The 21,708-nt window shown below is 72.5% G+C and carries 14 protein-coding genes; 8 read left to right on the forward strand and 6 right to left on the reverse strand.

The genetic code is table 11. The annotated features are described in order from the left end of the window. Positions 1-113: 113 nt before the first annotated feature. The 3 genes from ACIBVL_RS16050 to ACIBVL_RS16060 all read right to left on the reverse strand — a co-directional run bounded on the left by ACIBVL_RS16050 (position 114) and on the right by ACIBVL_RS16060 (position 4,621). Positions 114-668, reverse strand: a complete 555-nt coding sequence (locus tag ACIBVL_RS16050; protein WP_399097751.1) for a hypothetical protein — start codon at positions 666-668, stop codon at positions 114-116. Between the two features lie 190 nt (positions 669-858). Further along, entirely contained in the window at positions 859-2,538 is a 1,680-nt protein-coding gene (locus tag ACIBVL_RS16055; RefSeq protein ID WP_399097752.1) for an FAD-dependent oxidoreductase, read from the reverse strand. 202 nt (positions 2,539-2,740) lie between these two features. Then, complete coding sequence (locus ACIBVL_RS16060; protein ID WP_399097753.1) at positions 2,741-4,621, reverse strand: M1 family aminopeptidase; 1,881 nt, start codon at positions 4,619-4,621, stop codon at positions 2,741-2,743. A gap of 647 nt (positions 4,622-5,268) precedes the next feature. Between ACIBVL_RS16060 and ACIBVL_RS16065 the strand changes: the two genes are divergently transcribed. The 6 genes from ACIBVL_RS16065 (at position 5,269) to ACIBVL_RS16090 (ending at position 17,683) form a co-directional block, all read left to right on the forward strand. Then, positions 5,269-9,324, forward strand: a complete 4,056-nt coding sequence (locus tag ACIBVL_RS16065) for a molybdopterin-dependent oxidoreductase (protein ID WP_399097934.1) — start codon at positions 5,269-5,271, stop codon at positions 9,322-9,324. 169 nt (positions 9,325-9,493) lie between these two features. Beyond that, on the forward strand, positions 9,494-13,450 hold the full coding sequence (locus ACIBVL_RS16070; RefSeq protein ID WP_399097754.1) for a glycoside hydrolase family 2 TIM barrel-domain containing protein: 3,957 nt from the start codon (positions 9,494-9,496) through the stop codon (positions 13,448-13,450). Positions 13,451-13,526: 76 nt separating this feature from the next. Then, positions 13,527-14,939, forward strand: a complete 1,413-nt coding sequence (gene lpdA, locus ACIBVL_RS16075) for a dihydrolipoyl dehydrogenase (protein ID WP_399097755.1) — start codon at positions 13,527-13,529, stop codon at positions 14,937-14,939. Between the two features lie 91 nt (positions 14,940-15,030). Continuing rightward, positions 15,031-15,546, forward strand: coding sequence for a hypothetical protein (locus ACIBVL_RS16080; protein ID WP_399097756.1), 516 nt, complete (start codon positions 15,031-15,033; stop codon positions 15,544-15,546). A 50-nt stretch (positions 15,547-15,596) separates the two neighbouring features. Next, entirely contained in the window at positions 15,597-17,147 is a 1,551-nt protein-coding gene (locus ACIBVL_RS16085; RefSeq protein WP_399097757.1) for an AlkA N-terminal domain-containing protein, read from the forward strand. Next, positions 17,144-17,683, forward strand: a complete 540-nt coding sequence (locus ACIBVL_RS16090) for a methylated-DNA--[protein]-cysteine S-methyltransferase (RefSeq protein ID WP_399097758.1) — start codon at positions 17,144-17,146, stop codon at positions 17,681-17,683. Before ACIBVL_RS16085 ends, ACIBVL_RS16090 begins: the two co-directional genes overlap by 4 nt. A gap of 6 nt (positions 17,684-17,689) precedes the next feature. Here the strand turns inward: ACIBVL_RS16090 and ACIBVL_RS16095 are convergent, their stop codons facing one another. After that, positions 17,690-18,424, reverse strand: coding sequence for an SIR2 family NAD-dependent protein deacylase (locus tag ACIBVL_RS16095; protein WP_399097759.1), 735 nt, complete (start codon positions 18,422-18,424; stop codon positions 17,690-17,692). A gap of 78 nt (positions 18,425-18,502) precedes the next feature. On the opposite strand from ACIBVL_RS16095, the gene ACIBVL_RS16100 reads away from it, so the two are divergent. Continuing rightward, positions 18,503-18,703 (forward strand): DUF2191 domain-containing protein, encoded by a 201-nt coding sequence (locus ACIBVL_RS16100; RefSeq protein ID WP_399097760.1) that lies wholly within the window; start codon positions 18,503-18,505, stop codon positions 18,701-18,703. 17 nt (positions 18,704-18,720) lie between these two features. Here the strand turns inward: ACIBVL_RS16100 and ACIBVL_RS16105 are convergent, their stop codons facing one another. Further along, complete coding sequence (locus ACIBVL_RS16105; RefSeq protein WP_399097761.1) at positions 18,721-19,221, reverse strand: NUDIX domain-containing protein; 501 nt, start codon at positions 19,219-19,221, stop codon at positions 18,721-18,723. 81 nt (positions 19,222-19,302) lie between these two features. Further along, positions 19,303-20,376 carry an ADP-ribosylglycohydrolase family protein gene (locus ACIBVL_RS16110; protein ID WP_399097762.1) on the reverse strand — a complete coding sequence of 358 codons (1,074 nt, stop codon included), beginning with the start codon at positions 20,374-20,376 and terminating at the stop codon, positions 19,303-19,305. Positions 20,377-20,589: 213 nt separating this feature from the next. On the opposite strand from ACIBVL_RS16110, the gene ACIBVL_RS16115 reads away from it, so the two are divergent. Next, positions 20,590-21,708, forward strand: a complete 1,119-nt coding sequence (locus ACIBVL_RS16115; RefSeq protein WP_399097935.1) for a glycerate kinase — start codon at positions 20,590-20,592, stop codon at positions 21,706-21,708.

Below are 21,708 nucleotides of genomic sequence, written 5' to 3' on the forward strand. Positions count from 1 at the left end.
CACCTCGGAGAGAACACGGCGGCGAAGCGGACGGGTGCGGGCCGGAGAACCGGCCGGGCGGCCGCCACACGATGCACCGGTGGCGGCCGCGGCTCTATCGCGTCCGGCATGGATCAGGCCAGGCCGTGGGCCGACTTCTTGCGGCGCGCGGAGTACAGGCCGGCTCCGGCGACCGCGAGGACTGCCAGACCGCCCGCGGTCACGGCAGGCGCGGCGAGCGCGCCGCCGCCGGTGTGCATCCCGCCGTGGGGCTTGTCCTTGCCGCTCCAGGAGGAGTCGTCCTTGCTCCAGGAGTCCTCCTTGCCGCCGTCCTCCTTGCTCCAGGAGTCCTCCTTGCCGCCGTCCTCCTTGCTCCAGTCCTTGCTGCCCTTGTCGTGGCTGTCGTTCACCGCGGTCAGCGCGCCGCCGCCCGTGTGGACGCCGCCGTGGGGCTTGCCGTAGCCGCTGTCCTTGCCGTGCTCCTTGCCGTATCCGGAGTCCTCCTTGCCGTGCTCCTTGCTGTAGCCGGAGTCCTCCTTGCCGTGCTCCTTGCTGTAGCCGGAGTCCTCCTTGCTGTAGGACGAGTCACCCTTCTCCCAGTCACCGTCCGCCGCGTAGGCGCCGGGCGCGGTGATGGCGAGAACGGCCGAGGCCGCCGCGGTGGCCAGGATCATGCGAGCAGAACGCATATGAGGGTCCTTTCGACACGGCCGGGCAGCTGGCGCTTCGTCAGCTGGGATGACCCGGCCCTGACGTGATCCACCGTCAGCCAGACTCCGGCCGCTCACCACTCGGGGCGCTCACGCGGGTGAACCGATCCGGCAAACGAGTCGGCCGGCGGCACTGTGGGCCGCCGGCCGAGGTCGCGAGGGATGAGGGTCAGGGCAGGGCGAGGACCGCGTTCAGCACCTGACGGAGCGTCGACTCCGGGTCCGGGACCGGACCGGGGGAGCGCCAGGCGACGAACCCGTCCGGCCGGACGAGTACGGCGCCCCCGCGCCCGGTGCCGTGGCGCTCGCGCCAGTCCACCGTGTCGTCCTCGGGCGTCAGCTCGGCATCGGGCCCCGAACCCACCCGGTACGGGAGGAGCGGGAGGGCCAGCCGGTCCGCCAGCCGGGCGGCGGCCTCGTGCCAGGCGCCCGGCTCCCCGGCGTCGGGGTGCGCGTCGGCGTCACTGAGCAGGACCAGCGACCGCTCGTACAGGTCGAGGGTGGAGATCCGCTCGCCGAGGTGCCGCACCCACAGATGGGGAGCCCTGCTGCCGGGCTCCCCGGTCAGCGAGAGCTGCTCCGGGACGACCGGGGTCGCGGGGTCGGCGCCGACCACGGCGCCCCGCGGGTAGCGGTAGCCGAGGGCCACGTTGAGGATGCCGCGCTGGGGCCCGCCGCCGGCGCCGGGCGGGGGTGCGAAGCCGGGGTGGCTGTGCTCGGCCGACCGGGCGGCGGCGCGGGCGCTGGTCGACTCCGCCACCGGCCGGCGTTCGGCGTCGTAGGTGTCGAGGAGTCCGTCGCCCGCCCAGCCGCCGAGCACCGCGGCCAGCTTCCAGGCGAGGTTGTGGGCGTCCTGGATTCCGGTGTTGGAGCCGAAGGCACCGGTGGGGGACATCTCGTGCGCCGAGTCGCCGGCCAGGAAGACCCGCCCCGACCGGTAGGCCCGGGTGACGCGCTGGGCGGCGTGCCAGGGCGCCTTGCCGGTGATCTCCACATCGAGGTCGGCGACCCCGACCGCCCGCCGGATGTGCTGGATACAGCGCTCGTCGGTGAACTCCTCCATCGTCTCGCCCCGTTCGGGGTGCCAGGGCGCGTGGAACACCCAGTGCTCGCGGTTGTCCACCGGCAGCAGCGCTCCGTCGGCGCCCGGCCTGGTCAGGTAGCAGACGATGAAGCGACGCTCGCCCACCACCTCGGCCAGCCGGCGGGAGCGGAACGTCATGCTGACGTTGTGGAACAGGTCGCCGGGGCCGCTCTGCCCGATGCCGAGGTGCTCCCGCACGGGGCTGCGCGGGCCGTCGGCGGCGACCAGGTAGTCCGCCCGGATGGTGGTGTGCTCGCCCGTCTCACGGCTCTTGACCAGCGCGGTGACGCCGTCCGCGTCGGTCTCGAACGACATCAGTTCGGTGTGGAACCGCAGATCGCCGCCGAGCCGCACGGCCTGGTCGAGCAGGACCGGCTCCAGGTCGTTCTGGCTGCACAGACACCAGGAGCTGGGGCTGAACCGGGCCAGTCCACCGCCCGGGTCGATGTCCCGGAACAGCCACTCGCCCGCGTCGCCGACCAGGGTGGGCGTCTGCAGGATGCCGTGGTTGTCGGCCAGGGTGGCCGCGGCCTCGTGGATCGCCGGTTCGGCCCCGGCCACCCGGAACAGCTCCATCGTGCGGACGTTGTTGCCGCGTCCGCGCGGATGGATGGAGGTGCCGGCGTGGCGCTCCACGAGAGTGTGCTGCACCCCCAGCCGGCCCAGGAACAGCGAGGTCGACAGTCCCACCAGGGAACCGCCGACGACGAGGACCGGGACCTTCTGGATCGTGTCGCCGGTTCGACCGGCTGTTGCGTTCGTCATTCCTTCATCACTCGCCTCCAGGCGTCATGTCCGCCGACTCGACCGCAATGGGGCCGCGATCTTCATGCATTGCCCCGCACGGCGGACACGGCCTCGGCCGTCACGCGCTTCACCCGGTTGACCCATCCGATTCACCGAGCTGACGCCCTCACAGGTGCACGGGTGACGCCGGCGGCGTCACCCGTGACGAACGGCTGCCCGCTCAGCCCTCGATGCGGTGCGTGCTCCAGAACGACGTCAGGTCGGTGGTCGTGGCGGCCTGCGCGGCCGCCTTGAACTCGGCGGTGGTCGATACGCCGTACCAGTGCGCGGTGGCGTAGTCCTTGAGCAGCTTGGCCATGGCGGTGTCGCCGATGAGCCGCCGCAGGTCGTGCAGGGCGCACTTGCCGTAGCCGTAGACGACGGTGGAGTACCGGGAGGAGTGGCTGTCCCAGTAGGCCATCGAGTTGGTGATCTTCTCCGCCGCCGACGCCCACGAGACGCTGTTCCAGCAACCGGTGCCCGTCTTGCCGAGCGCCAGGTCGGTGGCGTAGTCGGTGAAGGACTCGTCCAGCCAGGGGTTGTTGTACTCGTCGTCGCCGACGATGCCGTACCACCACTGGTGGCCGATCTCATGGGTGAGCGCGGTGGTGCTGACCAGGTCGAGGACGAACCCCGGGTACTCCATGCCGCCGAACCAGAAGTTGTTGTCGATGACCGCGTCCAGCTCGCCGTACGGGTAGGCGCCGAAGCGGGCGGCGTGCGCGTCGACGGCCGTCTTCGCGGTGCTGAGCATCGACTGGGCGTCGGAGGAGCCGATGGCGGAGACGGAGTACACGTTGACGGGGGTCCCGGCCGTCGACGTACCGGAGATCTTGCTGAACGGACCCGCCGCCCACGCGAAGTCCCGGACCTTCGTGGCGGTGGCGGTGGTGACGGTACGTCCGCTGGAGCCGGCGGCGTCGACGGAGGTGCCGGTGGCCGGGACGAGCAGGCTCGTGGGGTGGTCGAGGGTCACCTTGAAGTCGGCGGCCAGGGAGTAGAACGACTCGCCGTTGTTGGTGTACGGGTCCAGGTGCCACCCCGCCCCGTCCTTCACGGCCAGCACGGGCAGCGCGTTGCCGATGAAGCTGAACGACCCGTCGTGGCCGAACCGGTCGGCGCCGCTGGGCACGGTGATGCCCAGGTCGAAGCCGATGGTGGCGCTCTGTCCCGGGGCGAGGGGTGTGGCCAGGGTGATCGGCAGGGCCGTGCAGCCGACCGAGAGGGCGCCCGCGGTGCCGCCGGTGACGTTGCTGACGACGATCGGCATCGACGAGCAGGTGCCGTGGTAGTTGTCCCACAACCGCAGGTACACCTCGCCGAGCGCGGTGGCGGAGGCGTTGGTGAAGGTCGCGCTCTCGTGACCGGTCCACACCGTGCCGGCCGTGTTGCTGCTCAGACTGACGGTGTACGACGGCGCGGCCGGTGTCCGCGTGGAGTCCGCGGGCGGGGTCGTGCTGTCGGCGGTGTTCAGGGCGATGTCGTCGAGGACGAAGCTCGACTGGAGGCTGGAGTCCTCGGTGCCGGTGAAGGCGAGGGTGACGGTCTGGCCGGCGAACGCCGACACGTCGAACGACTTCTGCGTGTACCCGGTGTTCTTGTCGAGGTTCGAGTACGTCGCGAGGGTCGTCGAGCCGATCTTGGCCGTGAGCTTGTCGTACGCGGTGGAGGAGGTCGTCTCGGCGGTGTCGATGTGCAGCCAGAAGGTGAGGGTGGCGCTGCCGCAGCCGGCGGGGACGGTGACGCTCTGCGAGAGGGTGTCGGTGTGGGTGCCGCCGGTGCCGTCCAGCCAGGCGTAGTAGCCGCCGCCGTGCGCGCTCTGACCGGTGCGGTTGGTGACGAGGGTGGTGGACGACTGGGTCCAGGAGGCGGCGCCGCTCTCGAAACCGCCGTTGGCGACCACCTGGCTGGGGGTGCAGGCCTCGGCGAGGGGGGCGGTGGCGGCCGCCGGGACGGTGGCGGGGGGTGCGGCCGACGCGGGGGTGGCGGGGAGCGCCAGGGCGGCCGCCGTGGCGAGGGCGAGCGCGCTCGCGGCGAGGGCCTTGCGGGGGGTGGGTCTCACACGTGGCTCCTTTGCGGCGGCCGGATTCCGGCCTGCTCGGTGGCTGACCCCGACGGCGTGGGTGTGCCGGGGGCGGAGTGCGGGAGTGCGGTGGGCGACGGTTCCGGAAGCCTGACAGATTTGACACGTCCATGCCACAAGGGGAGGGCAAAGGAGCCGCACGCGATCGCGGGACGGCGGCTCGGCGCACGCGGCACCGGCCCCGACGCCGTCCGCCCCGCTCGGCTCGGGGGAGTCCGAAACGACCTCCAGGCCGCACCGGCCGGGACGCGGGCGCCGGAACGCGGAGACGCAGGCCCCGACCCCGCCCGCCCGACGCGTCCATGAGCCGGACCCCCGCCCGCCCCGACGCGTCCGGCAGCCGGACCTCCGCCCGGCCACTCGACCCCCGCACGTACCCTCGGCCGCAAGCCCGAAGGGCCCGCTCACACCCGCCCACCCCCCGCTGTGCGACGGGCTTAACTCCCGGTGGCCGGTGTGGGAGACACCTGTGTAATGCACACTTCGTACCCTCGAGAAGGCTCTCACCAGGGCCGACGTCAGAACGCGGCAGAACGAAAGGGGCGCCCGTGGCCGTGCCGGACCCGCGGACCGACAGCGCGACGAAGGTGCGCACGGTCTGCTCGTACTGCGGTGTCGGCTGCGGCATGGTCCTCGACATCGGCCGCGGACCGGACGGACGCCGTACGGTCCTGAAGGCGTCCGGCGACAAGGAGCACCCCGCGAACCTCGGCCGGCTGTGCACCAAGGGCGCGACCACCGCCGACCTGCTCTCCGCCCCCGGCCGCCTCACCACCGCCCTCGTCCGCTCCGACCGCGGCGAGGAGCCCGAGCCCGCCTCCGTGGACGCGGCCGTCGCCGAGGTGGCACGGAGGCTGCGGGCCGTCGTCGACGAGCACGGACCCGACGCCGTCGCCCTCTACGTCTCCGGCCAGATGAGCCTCGAAGCGCAGTACCTGGCCAACAAGCTCACCAAGGGCTATCTGCGCACCAACCAGATCGAGTCCAACTCCCGGCTCTGCATGGCCAGCGCCGGAACCGGCTACAAGCTGTCCCTCGGCTCCGACGGCCCGCCCGGCTCGTACGAGGACCTCGACCGGGCGGACGTCTTCCTCGTCATCGGCTCCAACATGGCCGACTGTCACCCGATCCTCTTCCTGCGCATGATGGACCGGGTCAAAGCGGGCGCCAAACTGATCGTGGTCGACCCGCGCCGCACCGCCACCGCCGCCAAGGCCGACCTGTTCCTCCAGGTCGAGCCGGGCACGGACCTCGCCCTCCTCAACGGGCTGCTGCATCTCCTGCACGCGAACGGCCACACCGACCCCGACTTCGTCGCCGCGCACACCGAGGGCTGGGAGGCGATGCCCGCCTTCCTCGCCGACTACCCGCCCGCGACCGTCGCCGAGCTCACCGGCATCCCCGAGGCCGACCTGCGCGAGGCCGCCCGGCTGATCGGCGAGGCGGGGGAGTGGACCAGCTGCTGGACCATGGGCCTCAACCAGTCCACGCACGGCACCTGGAACACGAACGCGCTCATCAACCTGCACCTCGCCACCGGCAAGATCTGCCGCCCCGGCAGCGGCCCCTTCTCCCTCACCGGCCAGCCCAACGCCATGGGCGGCCGGGAGATGGGCTACATGGGGCCGGGGCTGCCCGGCCAGCGGTCCGTCCTCGTCGACGCCGACCGCGCCTTCACCGAGGACGTGTGGGGGCTCGAACCCGGCACCCTCCGCGCCGACGGCGTCGGCAAGGGCACCGTCGAGATGTTCCGGAAGATGGCCGACGGGGACATCAAGGCCTGCTGGATCATCTGCACCAACCCCGTCGCCTCCGTCGCCAACCGCCGGACCGTCATCGAGGGCCTGGAGGCCGCCGAGTTCGTCGTCGCGCAGGACGTCTTCGCCGACACCGAGACCAACGCCTACGCCGACGTCGTCCTGCCCGCCGCCCTGTGGACCGAGACCGAGGGCGTCCTCATCAACAGCGAGCGCAACCTCACCCTCGCCCGGCCCGCCGCCGACCCGCCCGGCGAGGCCACCGCCGACTGGCGCCTCATCGCCGCCGTCGCCCGTGCCATGGGGTACGAGGACGGTTTCTCCTACGACAGCGCGGAGGAGATCTTCGAGGAGATCAAACGCTTCCACAACCCGCAGACCGGCTACGACCTGCGCGGAGTGACCTACGACCGGCTGCGCGCCACCCCCGTGCAGTGGCCGGCCGCCACCGCCGACGGCCCCGACCGCAACCCCGTCCGGTACGTCGACCCCGACGGCTCCCTCACCTTCGCCACCCCCAGCGGCCGCGCGGTCTTCCACGCCCGCCCGCACCTCGCGCCCGCCGAGATGCCGGACGACGACTACCCGTTCGTCCTGAACACCGGCCGCCTCCAGCACCAGTGGCACACCCTGACCAAGACCGCCAAGGTCGCCAAGCTCAACAAGCTCAACCCCGGGCCCTTCGTGGAGGTGCACCCCGAGGACGCGGCCGCGCTCGGCCTCGCCGACGGCGACTCCGTCGAGGTCGCCTCCCGACGCGGCCGGGCCGTGCTGCCCGCGGTCGTCACCGACCGGGTGCTGCCCGGCTCCTGCTTCGCGCCCTTCCACTGGAACGACCTGTTCGGCGAGTACCTCAGCGTCAACGCCGTGACCAGCGACGCCGTCGACCCGCTGTCCTTCCAGCCGGAGCTGAAGGTGTGCGCCGTGTCGCTGACGAAGGTGTCGACCCCGGTGAGCGTGCAGACACCCGTCACGGCACGGCAGACCGGCGGGACACCGGTGCTCGTGCCCACCGCCGTCCAGCCCTCCGCCGCCGCCGTCTTCGGCCTCGAACCCGCCCCGCCGCCGGTCCTGACCGAACGCGAACGCCAGTATCTGGTCGGCTTCCTCGCCGGCATCCCGGCCGGCGCCCCCGGCGTCCCCGTCCTGCCGCCGGACGCCCCCTTCAGTCCCGAACACGCCCTGTGGGTCAACGGCACCCTCGCCGGCATGTACTCCCGCACCGGCGCCGCACCCGCGCCCGCGGCGCGGACGGACGCCGCCCGCCGGGTCGTCATCCTGTGGGCCTCGCAGACCGGCAACGCCGAGGAGTTCGCCGCCACCACCGCCGAACGCCTCACCGCGGGCGGCCACGCCGCCTCCCTCCTCGCCATGGACGAGGCCGACCCGTCCGCCCTGCCCGCGGGCGCCGACCTGCTGCTGATCACCAGCACCTTCGGCGACGGCGACGCCCCCGACAACGGCGCCGGCTTCTGGGACGGCCTCGACGCGCTGGACTCCGGCCGCCTGGAAGGCCGCCGCTACGCCGTCCTGGCCTTCGGCGACTCCTCCTACGACGACTTCTGCGGGCACGGCCGGCGCCTGGACCGCCGGTTGGACGAACTGGGCGCGGTACGGCTGGCCCCCCGCACCGACTGCGAACCGGACTACGAGCCGCAGGCCGAGGCGTGGCTGGACCAGGTGCTCACGGCCCTGAAGGAGGCCACGGCATTCGAGGGCACCCGGCCCGAGGCCGCGGCAGCACCCGCGCCCGCGGCGCCTGCCGTGACCACCGAGGCCGCTCCCGCCCCCGCCCGCCCGAAGCGCCCCACCCCCGTCACCGCCCGCCTCACCGGCAACCGTCTGCTGAGCCTGCCCGGCTCCGGGAAGGAGGTCCGCCGCTTCACCTTCGACACCCGCGACTGCGAGACGCCGCTGGTGTACGAGGCGGGGGACGCCCTCGGTGTACGGCCCCTCAACTCCCCGGCGCTGGTGGCGGAGTGGCTCGCCGTCACCGGCCTCGACGGCCATGCGGCCGTACAGGTCAACGGCGTCGGCGAGGTCGCCCTGGGGGAGGCCCTGCTGCGGCATCTCGACATCACCCGGATCACCCCAGCCCTGCTGCGTTTCACGGCCGACCGCACCCGCGACCCCCGTGAGCTGCGCAAGCTGCTGCGGCCGGACAACAAGGGCGAGCTGGCGAAGTGGTCCTGGGGACGGCAGGCCGTCGACGTGGCAGCCGAGTTCGGGATCCGGGCCGGTGCCCAGGAGTGGGCCGAGGTGCTGGGCCGGCTCCAGCCGCGACTGTATTCGATATCCAGTAGCCCGCTGACCGACCCGCACCTGGTCTCGCTCACCGTCTCCGTCGTGCGGTACGAGAACCTGGCCGGCCGCCTCCGCCAGGGCGTCTGCTCGCCCTTCCTCGCCGACGCCGGACCCGGCACCGAGGTCCCGGTCCACGTCCAGCGCTCCCCGCACTTCCGCCCGCCCGCCGACCCGTCCACCCCCATGGTGATGGTCGGCCCCGGCACGGGAGTGGCGCCCTTCGTCGGCTTCCTCCAGGAGCGCCGGGCGCGCGGGCACCGGGGCCCGAACTGGCTGTTCTTCGGCGAGCAGCGGCGGTCGACGGACTTCTACTACGAGGAGGAACTGACCGCCCTCCTCGCCGACGGCACCCTCGCCCGGCTGGACACCGCCTTCTCCCGCGACCAGCGCGCCAAGGTGTACGTGCAGGACCGGATGCGCGAGCACGGCTCCCACCTGTGGTCCTGGCTCCAGGACGGCGCCCACTTCTACGTCTGCGGCGACGCCTCCCGCATGGCCAAGGACGTCGACCAGGCCCTGCGCGACGTCGCCGTCGTCCACGGCGGACTGGGCGAGGCGGAGGCGGCGGCGTACGTCAAACAGCTCGCCGCGGACAAGCGGTACGTGCGGGACGTGTACTGACGCGACGGGCGGGTGGCCACGGGAGTGAGTCAAGTGGCGTTGCGCCGAAGAGAGTTGAATTCCGGCCATCACGGCGTGCCACTGTTCGGTTTATCAACACTATCCGACAAGATCTGACGCACCCTCCGTCCGTGCGCCCGCACGGTCCGCCCCGAGGAAGGTCGTGGTCATGTCGCACCCGCACGTGTCGCCCATGGACCCGCTGGAGCCGCTGGAGTCGTCGAAGCCGCCAGAGCCGCAGGGCCGGTCCCGGCGGGCGCTCGTCAGCCGTCGTCGTCTGCTGGAGGGCTCGGCCGCCGTCCTCGGCGCCCTCGCCCTGTCCGGCCCGGCCGGCACCCGCCGGGCCGCCGCGGCGGACAGCTCCCCGCAGGCCGCGGACACCCCGGAATGGAACGGTCACATCGACGTCTTCCGGCTCGGCACCGAGGACCCGCACACCACCCTCATGCCCTACGCCGGCCTCGCCCAGGCCCTCGCCGCCGACCGCACCCGCTCCCCCTACCGGCTGAGCCTCGACGGCACCTGGAAGTTCGCCCACGCCGACCGCCCCGACGACCGCGATCCCGACTTCCACCGCACCGACCTCGACGACAGCGGCTGGGACACCATTCCGGTCCCCTCCGCCTGGCAGCTGCACGGCTACGACCGCCCGATCTACATCAACATCACCTACCCCTGGTGGGGCCCCAACGGCCGGGGCGAGGACGCGCAGCCGCCCGCCGCCCCCACCCGCCACAACCCCGTGGGCCAGTACCGCCGCACCTTCACGGTCCCGCGCGACTGGGCGGGACGGCGGACCTTCCTCCACTTCGACGGGGTCAAGTCCGCTCACTACGTCTGGATCAACGGCGAGCTGGTCGGCTACCACGAGGACTCCTACGACCCCGCCGAGTACGACATCACCCCGTACCTCAGGCCGGGCACCAACCGGATCGCCGTGGAGGTCTACCGCTACTCCGACGGCGACTGGCTGGAGGACCAGGACATGATCCGGCTGAGCGGCATCTTCCGCTCGGTCTACCTGTACTCCACGCCGACGGTGCACCTGCGCGACTTCAGACTCGACACCCCGCTGAGCGACGGCCACCGGGCGGCCGAGCTGGCGGTGACGGCGAGTGTGCGTGACTACGGAACGGCGGAGGGGCCTGGATCCGGTGGGCGGTATACAGTCGACACCCTTCTGTACACCGCCGACGGTCACCCCGTCTGGTCCCGCCCGCTCCAGCAGACCGTGGACCTCGACCCCGGCAGCGAGGCGACCGTCCGCGCGGCGAAGGCCGTGCCCGCGCCGCGGCTCTGGTCGGCCGAGGACCCCTACCTCTACACCGCCGTGCTCCGGCTGCGCGACCCCGCGGGCAAGGTGATCGAGACCCTCTCCCACCGCGTCGGCCTGCGCGAGTTCGCCCTCGAGGACGGGCTCATGCGCATCAACGGCAAACCGGTCTCCTTCCGGGGCACCAACCGGCACGAGATGCACCCGGTCCGCGGCTCCGCCCTCACCCGCGCGGACATGGTCAAGGACATCGGGATCATCAAACGTCTCAACATCAACACCGTCCGCACCTCCCACTACCCCAACAACCCGCTCTGGCTCGAACTCGCCGACGAGTACGGCCTGTACCTCGTGGACGAGACCAACCTCGAGACCCACGGCATCCGGAGCGAGTACCCCGGCAACCACGCCGAATGGACGAAGGCGTGCGTGGCCCGCGCCCAGAACATGGTCCACCGCGACAAGAACCACGCCTCGGTCGTCATCTGGTCCCTCGGCAACGAGGCGGGCGGCGGCAGCACCTTCACCGCCATGCACGACTGGATCCGCTCCTACGACACCACCCGCGTGATCCAGTACGAGGGCGACGACCGCCCGGGCATCAGCGACATCCGCTCCGAGATGTACGACAGCCCCTCCCGCGTCGAGGCACGGGCGAAGGACACCGCCGACACCCGGCCGTACGTGATGATCGAGTACTCCCACGCGATGGGGAACTCCAGCGGGAACTTCAAGAAGTACTGGGACCTCGTCCGCCGCCACGAGGTGCTGCAGGGCGGCTGGATCTGGGACTTCGTCGACCAGGCGCTGAGCTGGCCCACCCCGACGCGCAAGTTGCTCACCGAGTCCGGGCCCGCCGCGCTGCGCGGCGAGATCATCGCCCCCAGCGGCACCTTCAGCCGGGACAAGGGCCTTTCCGGCGGCACCGTCTTCGCCCGCGACCCGCGGCTCGACCTCACCGGCTCCCTCACCCTGGAAGCCTGGATCACCCCCCACGTCACCGGATACCACCAGCCCGTCCTCGCCAAGGGCGACACCCAGTACGCCCTGAAGCAGACCAACAGGACCATCGAGTTCTTCATCTACGGCAGCGGCCAGTGGATCACCGCGAGCTGGGCGGTGCCGGACGACTGGACGGGCACCGAACACCATGTGGCGGGCGTCTTCGACGCCGAGGCCGGCACGCTGACCCTGCACGTCGACGGCGTGGTCCGGGCCACCCGCAGCACCACGGTCCGCCCCGCGGTCAACACCGCGCCCCTGTCCCTGGCCACCGACGTCGACAACCCGACCCGCGAGTTCAGCGGCACCGTCCGGCGGGCCCGCGTCTACGCCCGGGCGCTGAGCGCCGACGAACTGGCCCTCGGCAGCCGCGGGCCCGGCGACGACGGCGTACGGTTCTGGTTCGACGCCGCCACCGTCGGCCTCACGGAGAAACGACCGCGGCAGAAGACGTTCTACGCCTACGGCGGCGACTGGGGCGACAACCCCAACGACGGGGCCTTCTCCGGCGACGGCATCGTCACCGCCGACCGCGGGCTCACCGGCAAGTCCGCCGAGGTCAAGCGGATCTACCAGGCCGTCCAGGTCGCCGCGGGCGGCTCGCCCGGCCGGATCACGCTCACCAACGAGTACCTCTTCACCAACCTCTCCGCCTTCGACGGCCGTTGGGCCCTCGTCGCCGACGGAGAGACCGTGCAGCGAGGCAAGCTGACGCGCGCCCAGCTCGACGTGGCACCGCTCTCCAGCAAGGACGTCGGCATCCCGCTCCGGCTGCCCGCCGACCCGGCGCCCGGCGCCGAGTACTTCCTCGAACTCTCCTTCACCCTCAAGGAGTCCACGCCCTGGGCCGACGCCGGCTTCGAGATCGCCCGGCAGCAACTCCCGCTCGACGCGGGCAGCCCGCCCGTCACCCCCGTGCCCCTCGGACAGGTCCCGGCCCTCTCCCACGAGGTCGGCGACACCACCGTGACCGTCACCGGCCACAACTTCACGGTCGCTGTCGACAAACGCACCGGCGTCATCACCTCCTACCGGTCCGGCCGCACGGAACTGATCACCTCCGGCCCCGCGCCGAACTTCTGGCGCGCCCCCACCGACAACGACCGGGGCAACGGCCAGCACACCCGCAACCAGACCTGGCGCGACGCCGGCGCCCGCCGCCGGGTGACCGACGTGAGCGTGCGGGCGCTGCGCGACCGGGCCGTCGAGATCAGGGTCGCCGGCACCCTGCCCACGACGACGGAATCGACGTACACCACCACGTACACCGTCTTCGGAAACGGCGAGATCAAGGTCGACAACACCCTGCACCCCGGCGCCGCGAACCTGCCGTACATCCCGGAGATCGGCACCCTCCTCCTCCTGCCGGCCCGGCTGGAGCACCTGCGCTACTACGGCCGCGGCCCCGAGGAGAACCACTGGGACCGCAACGACGCCACCGACGTGGGCCTGTACTCCGGCACCGTCACCGGGCAGTGGACCTCCTATCTGCGCCCGCAGGAGAACGGCAACAGGACCGACGTGCGCTGGATCGCCCTCACCGACCGTGACGGCGTCGGCCTGCTCGTCTCCGGCGAGCCGCTCCTGGAGGTCAACGCCTCGCACTTCACCCCCGAGGACCTCTCCGTCGGCGCCCGCCACGACTACCAGCTCACCCCGCGCAAGGAGGTCGTCCTGCGCCTGAACCACCGCCAGATGGGCGTCGGCGGCGACAACAGCTGGGGCGCGCACACCCACGACGAGTACAAGCTGTTCGCCGACCGCGACTACGCGTACACCTACCGACTGCGCCCGCTGACCGACGTGAACAAGGCCATGGCGGCCTCCCGCAGGCCCACGGCGACGGGGTAGTGAGGCACGAGCGGGATGCCGTAGGTACCGTTTCCCGTCGGAACAGGAAACGGTACCTACGGAAGAGGAACCTCCCATGGCCGAGCAAGACGACCGCTTCGACGTCGTGGTCCTCGGCGCCGGCCCCGGCGGCTATGTCGCCGCGGTCCGCGCCGCCCAGCTGGGCAAGCGCGTCGCCGTCGTCGAGGAGAAGTACTGGGGCGGCGTCTGCCTGAACGTGGGCTGCATCCCCACCAAGGCCCTGCTGCGCAACGCCGAACTCGCCCACATCTTCACCCGCGAGGCGAAGACCTTCGGCATCAAGGTCGACGGACAGGTCTCCTTCGACTACGGCGAGGCCTACCGCCGCAGCCGCAAGGTCGCCGACGGCCGCGTCAAGGGCGTCCACTACCTGATGAAGAAGAACAAGATCACCGAGCTCGACGGCCGCGGTACCTTCCTCGACCCGCACACGATCCAGGTGACCGGTTACGACGGCGAGACCCGCACCATCGGCTTCGACCACTGCATCCTCGCCACCGGCGCCACCCCCAAGCTGCTCCCCGGCACCCGCCGCACCTCCCGCGTGGTCACCTACGAGGAGCAGATCCTCGCCGAGGAACTCCCGCAGTCCGTGATCATCGCGGGCGCCGGCGCCATCGGCATCGAGTTCGCCTACGTCCTGCACAACTACGGCGTGAAGGTCACCATCGTCGAGTTCCTGGACCGCGTGGCCCCCCTGGAGGACGCCGAGGTCTCCGCCGAACTCGCCCGCCAGTACCGCAAGCTCGGCATCGACGTGCTCACCTCCACCCGCGTCGACGCCATCGACGAGTCCGGACCCCAGGTCCGCGTCACCGTCACCGGCAAGGACGGAGCCCAGCAGGTCCTGGAGGCCGACAAGGTCCTCCAGGCCATCGGCTTCGCCCCGAACGTCACCGGCTACGGCCTGGAGAACACCGGCGTCAAGGTCACCGACCGCGGCGCCGTCGACGTCGACGGCCGCTGCCGCACCTCCGTCCCGCACATCTACGCCATCGGCGACGTCACCGCGAAGCTGATGCTCGCGCACACCGCCGAGGCGATGGGCGTGATCGCCGCCGAGACCCTCGCCGACGCCGAGACCATGGAACTCGACTACGCGATGATCCCCCGCGCCACCTACTGCCAGCCCCAGATCGCCAGCTTCGGCTACACCGAGGCCCAGGCCCGCGACCTCGGCTACGACGTCAAGGTCGCCAAGTTCCCGTTCACCGCGAACGGCAAGTCCCACGGCCTCGGCGACACCACCGGCTTCGTGAAGCTCATCAGTGACGCCACGCACGGCGAGCTGATCGGTGGCCACCTGATCGGCCCCGACGTCACCGAACTCCTGCCGGAACTCACCCTCGCCCAGCAGTGGGACCTCACCGTCCACGAGGTCGCCCGCAACGTCCACGCCCACCCGACCCTGGGCGAGGCCGTCAAGGAGGCCGTGCACGGCCTGGCCGGCCACATGATCAACATGTGAGCCCGGCCCGACCCGGCACCCGGCGGGACCGTTCACCCGAACGGCCCCGCCGCGCTCGCCGCCGCCGTACGCCGTGGGATGTCCTGCCCCTATGACCTCCCACCCCCCTCCCGACGGTCCGACCGGCCACACCCAGGGCGAGATAGGCACCGCCTGGTCCGTACCGCCCGGCGGCCCGCGCCCGCCCGCGCCCGCCCCCCGCGACAGCCCGATCACCGGCGGCCGCGCCTTCGCCGGCGTCCTGATGCTGTGCGGCGGCGCCCTCGCCGTCCTCCAGGGCATCGCCGCCCTCGCCGAGGACGACGTCTACGCCCGCGTCGGCTCCTACGTCTACGAGCTCAGCCTCACCGGCTGGGGCCGCATCCACCTCGTCCTCGGCATCCTCGCGGCCGCGACCGGCGCGGCCCTCCTCGTGGACCTGCCCCGGGCCCGCTTCGCCGGCATCCTCCTCGCCGCCCTGGGCCTGGTCGCGCAGTTCCTGTTCCTCCCCTACGCGCCGCTCTGGTCCGCCACCGTGATGGTCGTCGACATCTTCGTGATCCGGGCCCTGGCGGCACCTCGGGACGGAGCTGGGCGATCGGCGGCGGTGCAGTCCGGACGAGGTTGATGTCGGATTCTCGCCAGCGACGGGGGCGGACGGTGGTCGATGCTGGACGCATGCAGAACGGGATGTACAGCGACCGGGAGCGCTGTGTGCGTGCCGTGCGGTCGAAGGACGCGCGGTTCGACGGATGGTTCTTCACGGCGGTCCTGACCACGGGCATCTACTGCCGGCCGAGTTGCCCCGTCGTGCCGCCCAGGCCGGAGAACATGGTCTTCCACCCGAGTGCCGCCGCCTGCCAGCAGGCCGGGTTCCGTGCCTGCAAGCGCTGCCGCCCGGACACCAGCCCCGGCTCCCCGGAGTGGAACCAGCGGGCCGACCTGGTCGCCCGCGCCATGCGGCTGATCGCCGACGGTGTCGTGGACCGGGACGGGGTGTCCGGCCTCGCCACCCGCCTCGGCTACAGCGCCCGCCAGATCGAGCGGCAACTCCTCGCCGAACTCGGCGCGGGCCCACTGGCGTTGGCCCGTGCCCAGCGCGCGCAGACCGCCCGCCTCCTCGTCGAGACGACGGAACTCCCCATGGCGGACGTGGCCTTCGCCGCCGGCTTCGCCTCCGTCCGCACCTTCAACGACACCGTGCGCGAGGTGTTCGCGCTCTCCCCGAGCCAACTGCGCGTCCGTGCCCCGAAGACGAACGCCCCCCTCCCGAAAGTGCGTTCGACATCGCCCGTCACCGCCTGCACGCTCCGGCTTCGGCTGCCGTTCCGGGCTCCGCTCAACCCCGACAACCTGTTCGGGCACCTCGCCGCGACCGGAGTCCCCGGCGTGGAGGAGTGGCGGGAAGGGGCGTTCCGGCGCACCCTGCGCCTCCCCCACGGGCACGCGGTCGTCGCGCTCACCCCGCACCCCGACCACATCGGCTGCCGTCTCACCCTCACCGACCTGCGGGACCTCACCGTCGCCATCAGCCGCTGCCGGCGCATGCTCGACCTCGACGCCGACCCGGTCGCCGTCGACGACCAGCTGCGCACGGACCCGCTGCTCGCCCCGCTGGTGGACAAGGCGCCCGGCCGCCGGGTGCCCCGTACGGCCGACGAGGCGGAGTTCGCCGTCCGTGCCGTGCTGGGCCAGCAGGTGTCCACGGCGGCCGCCCGCACCCACGCCGCCCGGCTCGTCACCGCGTACGGCGACCCGGTCGACGACCCGGAAGGCGGTCTCACCCACCTCTTCCCCACCCCCGAGGCGCTGGCCGCCGTCGACCCCGAGACCCTGGCGATGCCCCGCACCCGCCGCACCACCTTCACCACCCTGGTGAAGCAACTCGCCGACGGCCTCCTCCACCTGGGACCGGAGAGCGACTGGCCCCGAACCCGCGCCCAGCTCCTCGACCTCCCCGGATTCGGCCCCTGGACCGTCGACGTCATCGCCATGCGCGCCCTCGGCGACCCCGACGCCTTCCTCCCCACCGACCTCGGAGTCCGCCGCGCCGCCCAGGAGCTGGGCCTGCCGTCCACGCCGGCGGCCCTGACGGCCCGCGCGACGGCCTGGCGCCCCTGGCGGGCGTACGCGGTGCAGTACCTGTGGGCGACCGACAGCCACCCGATCAACTTCCTCCCCGCTCAGGCCCCTACAGCCGGCACCGGACCGCACAAGGACCTCGCATGAAGCACCACGGCGTCATCGACAGCCCGTACGGCCCCCTCACCCTCGTCGCCGACGACGGCGTGCTGTGCGGCCTCTACATGACCGAGCAGCGCCACCGCCCGCCCCAGGAGGACTTCGGCCCACGCGACGACACCCTCTTCGGCGAGCCCGAGGAACAACTGGAGGCCTACTTCGCCGGGGAGCTGAAGGAGTTCACCCTCCCACTCCGCCTGCACGGCACCCCGTTCCAGCGCTCGGTCTGGGACCTGCTCCGGAAGATCCCGTACGGCGAGACCCGCACCTACGGCGAACTCGCCGAGGCGCTCGGCAACCCGGCCGCCTCCCGCGCGGTCGGCCTCGCCAACGGCAGGAACCCCGTCGGCATCATCGTCCCCTGCCACCGCGTGGTCGGCGCGGACGGCGGCCTCACCGGCTACGGCGGCGGCCTGGACCGCAAACAGCGCCTGCTGGACTTCGAGAACGGAACGTCCCTGTTCCAGCCGTTCATCTCGCGGAGCCGGGTCCACGGTCCGGGACGGCCGCCGGGGACCCCCTGACCGGGCTCACAGATCCGTGCCGGCCAGCTCCCGCAACAGCCGGGGCAGTGCCGTCCCGATCGGTTCCCGCACGACGTCGGCGGCGAGCTCGTCGTACGGGGTCGGCTCGGCGTTGACGATGATCAGCCGGGCGCCGTGCTCGGCGGCGACGCCGGCCAGCCCGGCGGCCGGCTGGACCTGCAGACTGCTCCCCACGGCGAGGAACACCTGGCAGGCCTTGGTGATGGCGACGGCCTCGCCGAGGACCACCGGGTCGAGCCGCTGGCCGAACATGACGGTCGCCGACTTCAGGATCCCGCCGCACTCCAGGCACGGCGGGTCCTCCTCGCCGGCGTCGAGCCGGGCGAGGGCGTCCTCCATCGGCCCTCGCGCATGGCACTCGGTGCACACGAACTGCCGTGCGGTGCCGTGGAGTTCGAGGACCTTGCGGGCGGGCAGACCGGCGAGCTGGTGCAGTCCGTCGACGTTCTGGGTGATGACCCGCACCGGTACCCCGGACCGCTCCAGGTCGACGACGGCGCGGTGGGCCGCGTTCGGCTCGGCCGCCAGAGTGCGGTTCTTGCGGCGCATCTGCCAGGACCGCCGCCGGATCTCCGGATCCCGCATGTAGTACTCGTACGTGACGAGCTTCTCCGCTTCCGGATCCTTGCGCCACAGCCCGTTGGGGCCGCGGTAGTCCGGGATGCCGGAGTCGGTGGAGATGCCGGCACCGCTGAGGAGGGCGACGAGGGGCTTGCTCATGCGACCGAGGGTAAGGCGGCGGATTCGCGTCCCGCGAACGGATATCCGGCCGCCCCGCCCCGGTGTTACCGTCCCGGCATGGCCAAGGTCACTGTCTCGCTCGACGCCGAACTCGTCGTCGAGATCATGGTTCTCTCCGGCGTCGGCAACCCCCAGGACGCCGTCGAGCTCGTCGTCCGGGACTACATCGAGCGCGGCCACCGCACGGAGGCCCGGGTCGCCGCCCGTGACGAGGCGCTGCGCGAGGTGGACGGCAGGCCCCGCAATCCCGACGGCTGAACCGGGGCGCCGGGAGGTCAGCCGACCCGGTGACCGTTCTCCAGCTCGATGGGCCCCGAGCCGTCCGCCAGGGCGTCCAGAGCGGCCAGGACCCGGTGGCCCAGCGCGCCCAGCAGATGGTCGGTGATCTCCTCGCGCGGGACCAGCCGCCAGGACAGCAGCTCCTCCTCCTGCAGCCGGATCGCCTTGAGGTCGTCCTCGTCGAGGATCCCACCGTCGTAGACGTACGCCACCAGCGGCGGCCGGCCCGGACCCGTCACCCAGTCCACGGCGAGCAGCCTCCCGGGCGCACGGTCCAGGCCGATCTCCTCGAGCGTCTCCCGGCGCGCGCCCTCGCGCGGCGACTCGTTCTGGTCGGACTCGATGGTGCCGCCGGGCAGCGCCCAGCCGTCGCGGTAGTTGGGCTCGACGAGCAGGACCCGCCCCTGATCGTCGCGGAGGAGTGCGGCCGCTCCGGCCAGGACGCGGGGCAGGGAGGCGATGTACGCGGCGAAGTCGGACGCGCTGGAGTTAGTCACCCCGGCAGGGTATCCAGCCCGCGGGTCCGCCTCGCCCAACGTCATCCGTCTGCACGACTGCTCTCTTCGCGGACCGGCGTCTCAGCGTTCCGTCTCCGCCAGCCGCACCGTCCGCTTGGCCAGCTCGCTGATCCGCACCCCGTCGAAGCCGAACACCGCGCTGCGCACGGTGTCCTCCAGGGGCTCCGTCCACCGGGACGGGATCGCGTGCGCGCCGGTCAGGACGCCGGCCACCGAACCGGCCGTCGCCCCGTTGGAGTCGGTGTCCAGGCCGCCGCGCACGGTGAGGGTGATCGTGCGGGTGAAGTCGCCGTCGCCGTACAGCAGGCCGGCGGTGAGGACGGCGGCGTTCGGCACCGTGTGGATCCAGCCGAGGCCGGCCGTCTCGTCGGCCAGCGTGGTCAGGGTGTCCTCCCAGGTCAGACCCGCGTCATGGAGGGCGGCGACCCGGCGTACGGTCCGTGCGAGGCGGCAGCTCGCCGGTACGACGGCCAACGCCTCGTCGAGCGCGTGGCGCACCGTCGGCGCGGTGAACGCCGCCGCGATCAGGGCCGCCGCCCACATCGCGCCGTAGACGCCGTTGCCGGTGTGGGAGAGCGTCGCGTCCCGACGGGCCAGGGAGGCGGCGCGGCGCGGGGCACCGGGGCAGGTCCAGCCGTGGACGTCGGCGCGGATGAGGGCGCCGATCCACTCCTGGTAGGGGTTGTCGTACGTCGCCGTCACCGGCGGTTTCAGACCGTCGGCGAGGTTGCGGTAGGCGACGCGTTCCGCGGTGAACGTCTGCAGGTACGGCAGCCGCAGCAGCCACAGGTCGCCCACCTGCTCGGTGCTGAAGCCGAAGCCGTGGGTCTCCAGGAGGTGCAGGCCGAGGATCGCGTAGTCGACGTCGTCGTCGCGGCAGCTGCCGTGGATGCGGCCGCGCACGCACGCGCGCCACTCGGGGCGCAGCCACCGGCGGTCCTCGTCGGCGGCCGGCTCGGGCAGGTAGTCGGTGAGCGGCAGGGCGCCGGCCCGCCGCAGGTAGTCGTCGATGCGCTCGCGCGTCCACACCTCGCCGTTCTCGACCGGCTTGCCGAGCATGTTGCCGGCGATCCGGCCCAGCCAGCCGCCGAGGACGCGGTCGGCGAGGTCCGGGTCGCTGCCCGTAGGGGTCATGGCTCCGGTTTACCCGATTCCGGTGCCGCTCGCGCGGGTTTCGGCGGCTCCCACAGCCACCGCTCAGGGTTGTTCCAGGGTCCGGGCATCGCATGACGGCGGGGGCGTCCTTTGGTTAAGGTCGCTGCGGCGCGACTGGCCCTGACGTGCGCGGGCCCGCAGAGCAAGGGGATGACAACGGTGGCGGACGCTGCAGCGCAGGGCACCCGACGGGTGCTCGTGGCCGCGGACAAGTTCAAGGGGTCGCTGACGGCCGTACAGGTCGCCGAGCGGGTGACGGCCGGGCTGCGCCGGGTCGTGCCGGACGTCGAGGTGGAGGCCCTGCCGGTCGCCGACGGCGGCGACGGCACGGTCGACGCGGCGGTCGCGGCCGGGTTCGAACGCCGGGAGGTGCGGGTCGCGGGCCCCCTCGGGCACGAGGTCACCGCCGCGTTCGCGCTGCGCGGCGACACCGCCGTGGTGGAGATGGCGGAGGCGAGCGGCCTGCAGCGGCTGCCGGCCGGCGTCTTCGCACCGCTGACGGCGTCCACGTACGGCTCCGGGGAGCTGCTGCGGGCCGCGCTGGACGCGGGCGTGCGCACGATCGTGTTCGGGGTCGGCGGCAGCGCCACCACGGACGGCGGCGCGGGCATGCTGTCGGCGCTGGGGGCGCGGTTCCTGGACGAGGACGGGGAGCCGGTGGCGCCGGGCGGCGGCGGACTCGCGGACCTGGCCCGGGCCGACCTCTCCGGCCTGGACGAGAGGCTGTCGTCCGTCGAGCTGATCCTCGCGAGCGACGTCGACAATCCGCTGACCGGGCCGAAGGGTGCGCCCGCGGTGTACGGGCCGCAGAAGGGCGCCTCCCCGGACGACGTCGAGGCACTGGACGCGGCACTCGCCCACTACGCCAAGGTGCTGGAGGCGGCCGTCGGGCCCGAGGCGGCCGAGTACGCGGCCGCGCCCGGGGCGGGCGCCGCGGGCGGCATCGGCTACGGCGCCCTGCTGCTCGGCGCCCGGTTCCGCGCCGGCATCGAGGTCATGCTCGACGTGCTGGGTTTCGCCCCGGCGCTGGAGCGGGCGGAGCTGGTGATCACCGGGGAGGGGTCGCTGGACGAGCAGACCCTGCACGGCAAGGCCCCCGCCGGGGTCGCCGCGGCCGCCCGGAAGGCCGGCAAGGAGGTCGTCGCCGTGTGCGGGCGGCTCGCCCTGCCGCCCGAGGCGCTGGGCCGGGCCGGCATCCGGCGGGCGTACCCGCTGACGGAGATCGAGCCGGACGTGGCCACCTGCATCTCCGACGCCGGGCCGATCCTGGAGCGGGTGGCGGAGCGGATCGGGCGGGACTTCCTGGTCTGA

The organism is Streptomyces sp. NPDC049687 (assembly GCF_044465285.1).
GTDB lineage: Bacteria > Actinomycetota > Actinomycetes > Streptomycetales > Streptomycetaceae > Streptomyces.

Excerpts from the sequence above, each read along its gene's own strand:
- ACIBVL_RS16050 (WP_399097751.1), bottom strand. The coding sequence starts at position 668 with ATGCGTTCTGCTCGCATGATCCTGGCCACCGCGGCGGCCTCGGCCGTT.
- ACIBVL_RS16055 (WP_399097752.1), bottom strand. The coding sequence starts at position 2,538 with ATGACGAACGCAACAGCCGGTCGAACCGGCGACACGATCCAGAAGGTC.
- ACIBVL_RS16065 (WP_399097934.1), top strand. The coding sequence starts at position 5,269 with ATGGTCCTCGACATCGGCCGCGGACCGGACGGACGCCGTACGGTCCTG.
- ACIBVL_RS16070 (WP_399097754.1), top strand. The coding sequence starts at position 9,494 with ATGTCGCACCCGCACGTGTCGCCCATGGACCCGCTGGAGCCGCTGGAG.
- lpdA (WP_399097755.1), top strand. The coding sequence starts at position 13,527 with ATGGCCGAGCAAGACGACCGCTTCGACGTCGTGGTCCTCGGCGCCGGC.
- ACIBVL_RS16080 (WP_399097756.1), top strand. The coding sequence starts at position 15,031 with ATGACCTCCCACCCCCCTCCCGACGGTCCGACCGGCCACACCCAGGGC.
- ACIBVL_RS16085 (WP_399097757.1), top strand. The coding sequence starts at position 15,597 with ATGCAGAACGGGATGTACAGCGACCGGGAGCGCTGTGTGCGTGCCGTG.
- ACIBVL_RS16090 (WP_399097758.1), top strand. The coding sequence starts at position 17,144 with ATGAAGCACCACGGCGTCATCGACAGCCCGTACGGCCCCCTCACCCTC.
- ACIBVL_RS16095 (WP_399097759.1), bottom strand. The coding sequence starts at position 18,424 with ATGAGCAAGCCCCTCGTCGCCCTCCTCAGCGGTGCCGGCATCTCCACC.
- ACIBVL_RS16100 (WP_399097760.1), top strand. The coding sequence starts at position 18,503 with ATGGCCAAGGTCACTGTCTCGCTCGACGCCGAACTCGTCGTCGAGATC.
- ACIBVL_RS16110 (WP_399097762.1), bottom strand. The coding sequence starts at position 20,376 with ATGACCCCTACGGGCAGCGACCCGGACCTCGCCGACCGCGTCCTCGGC.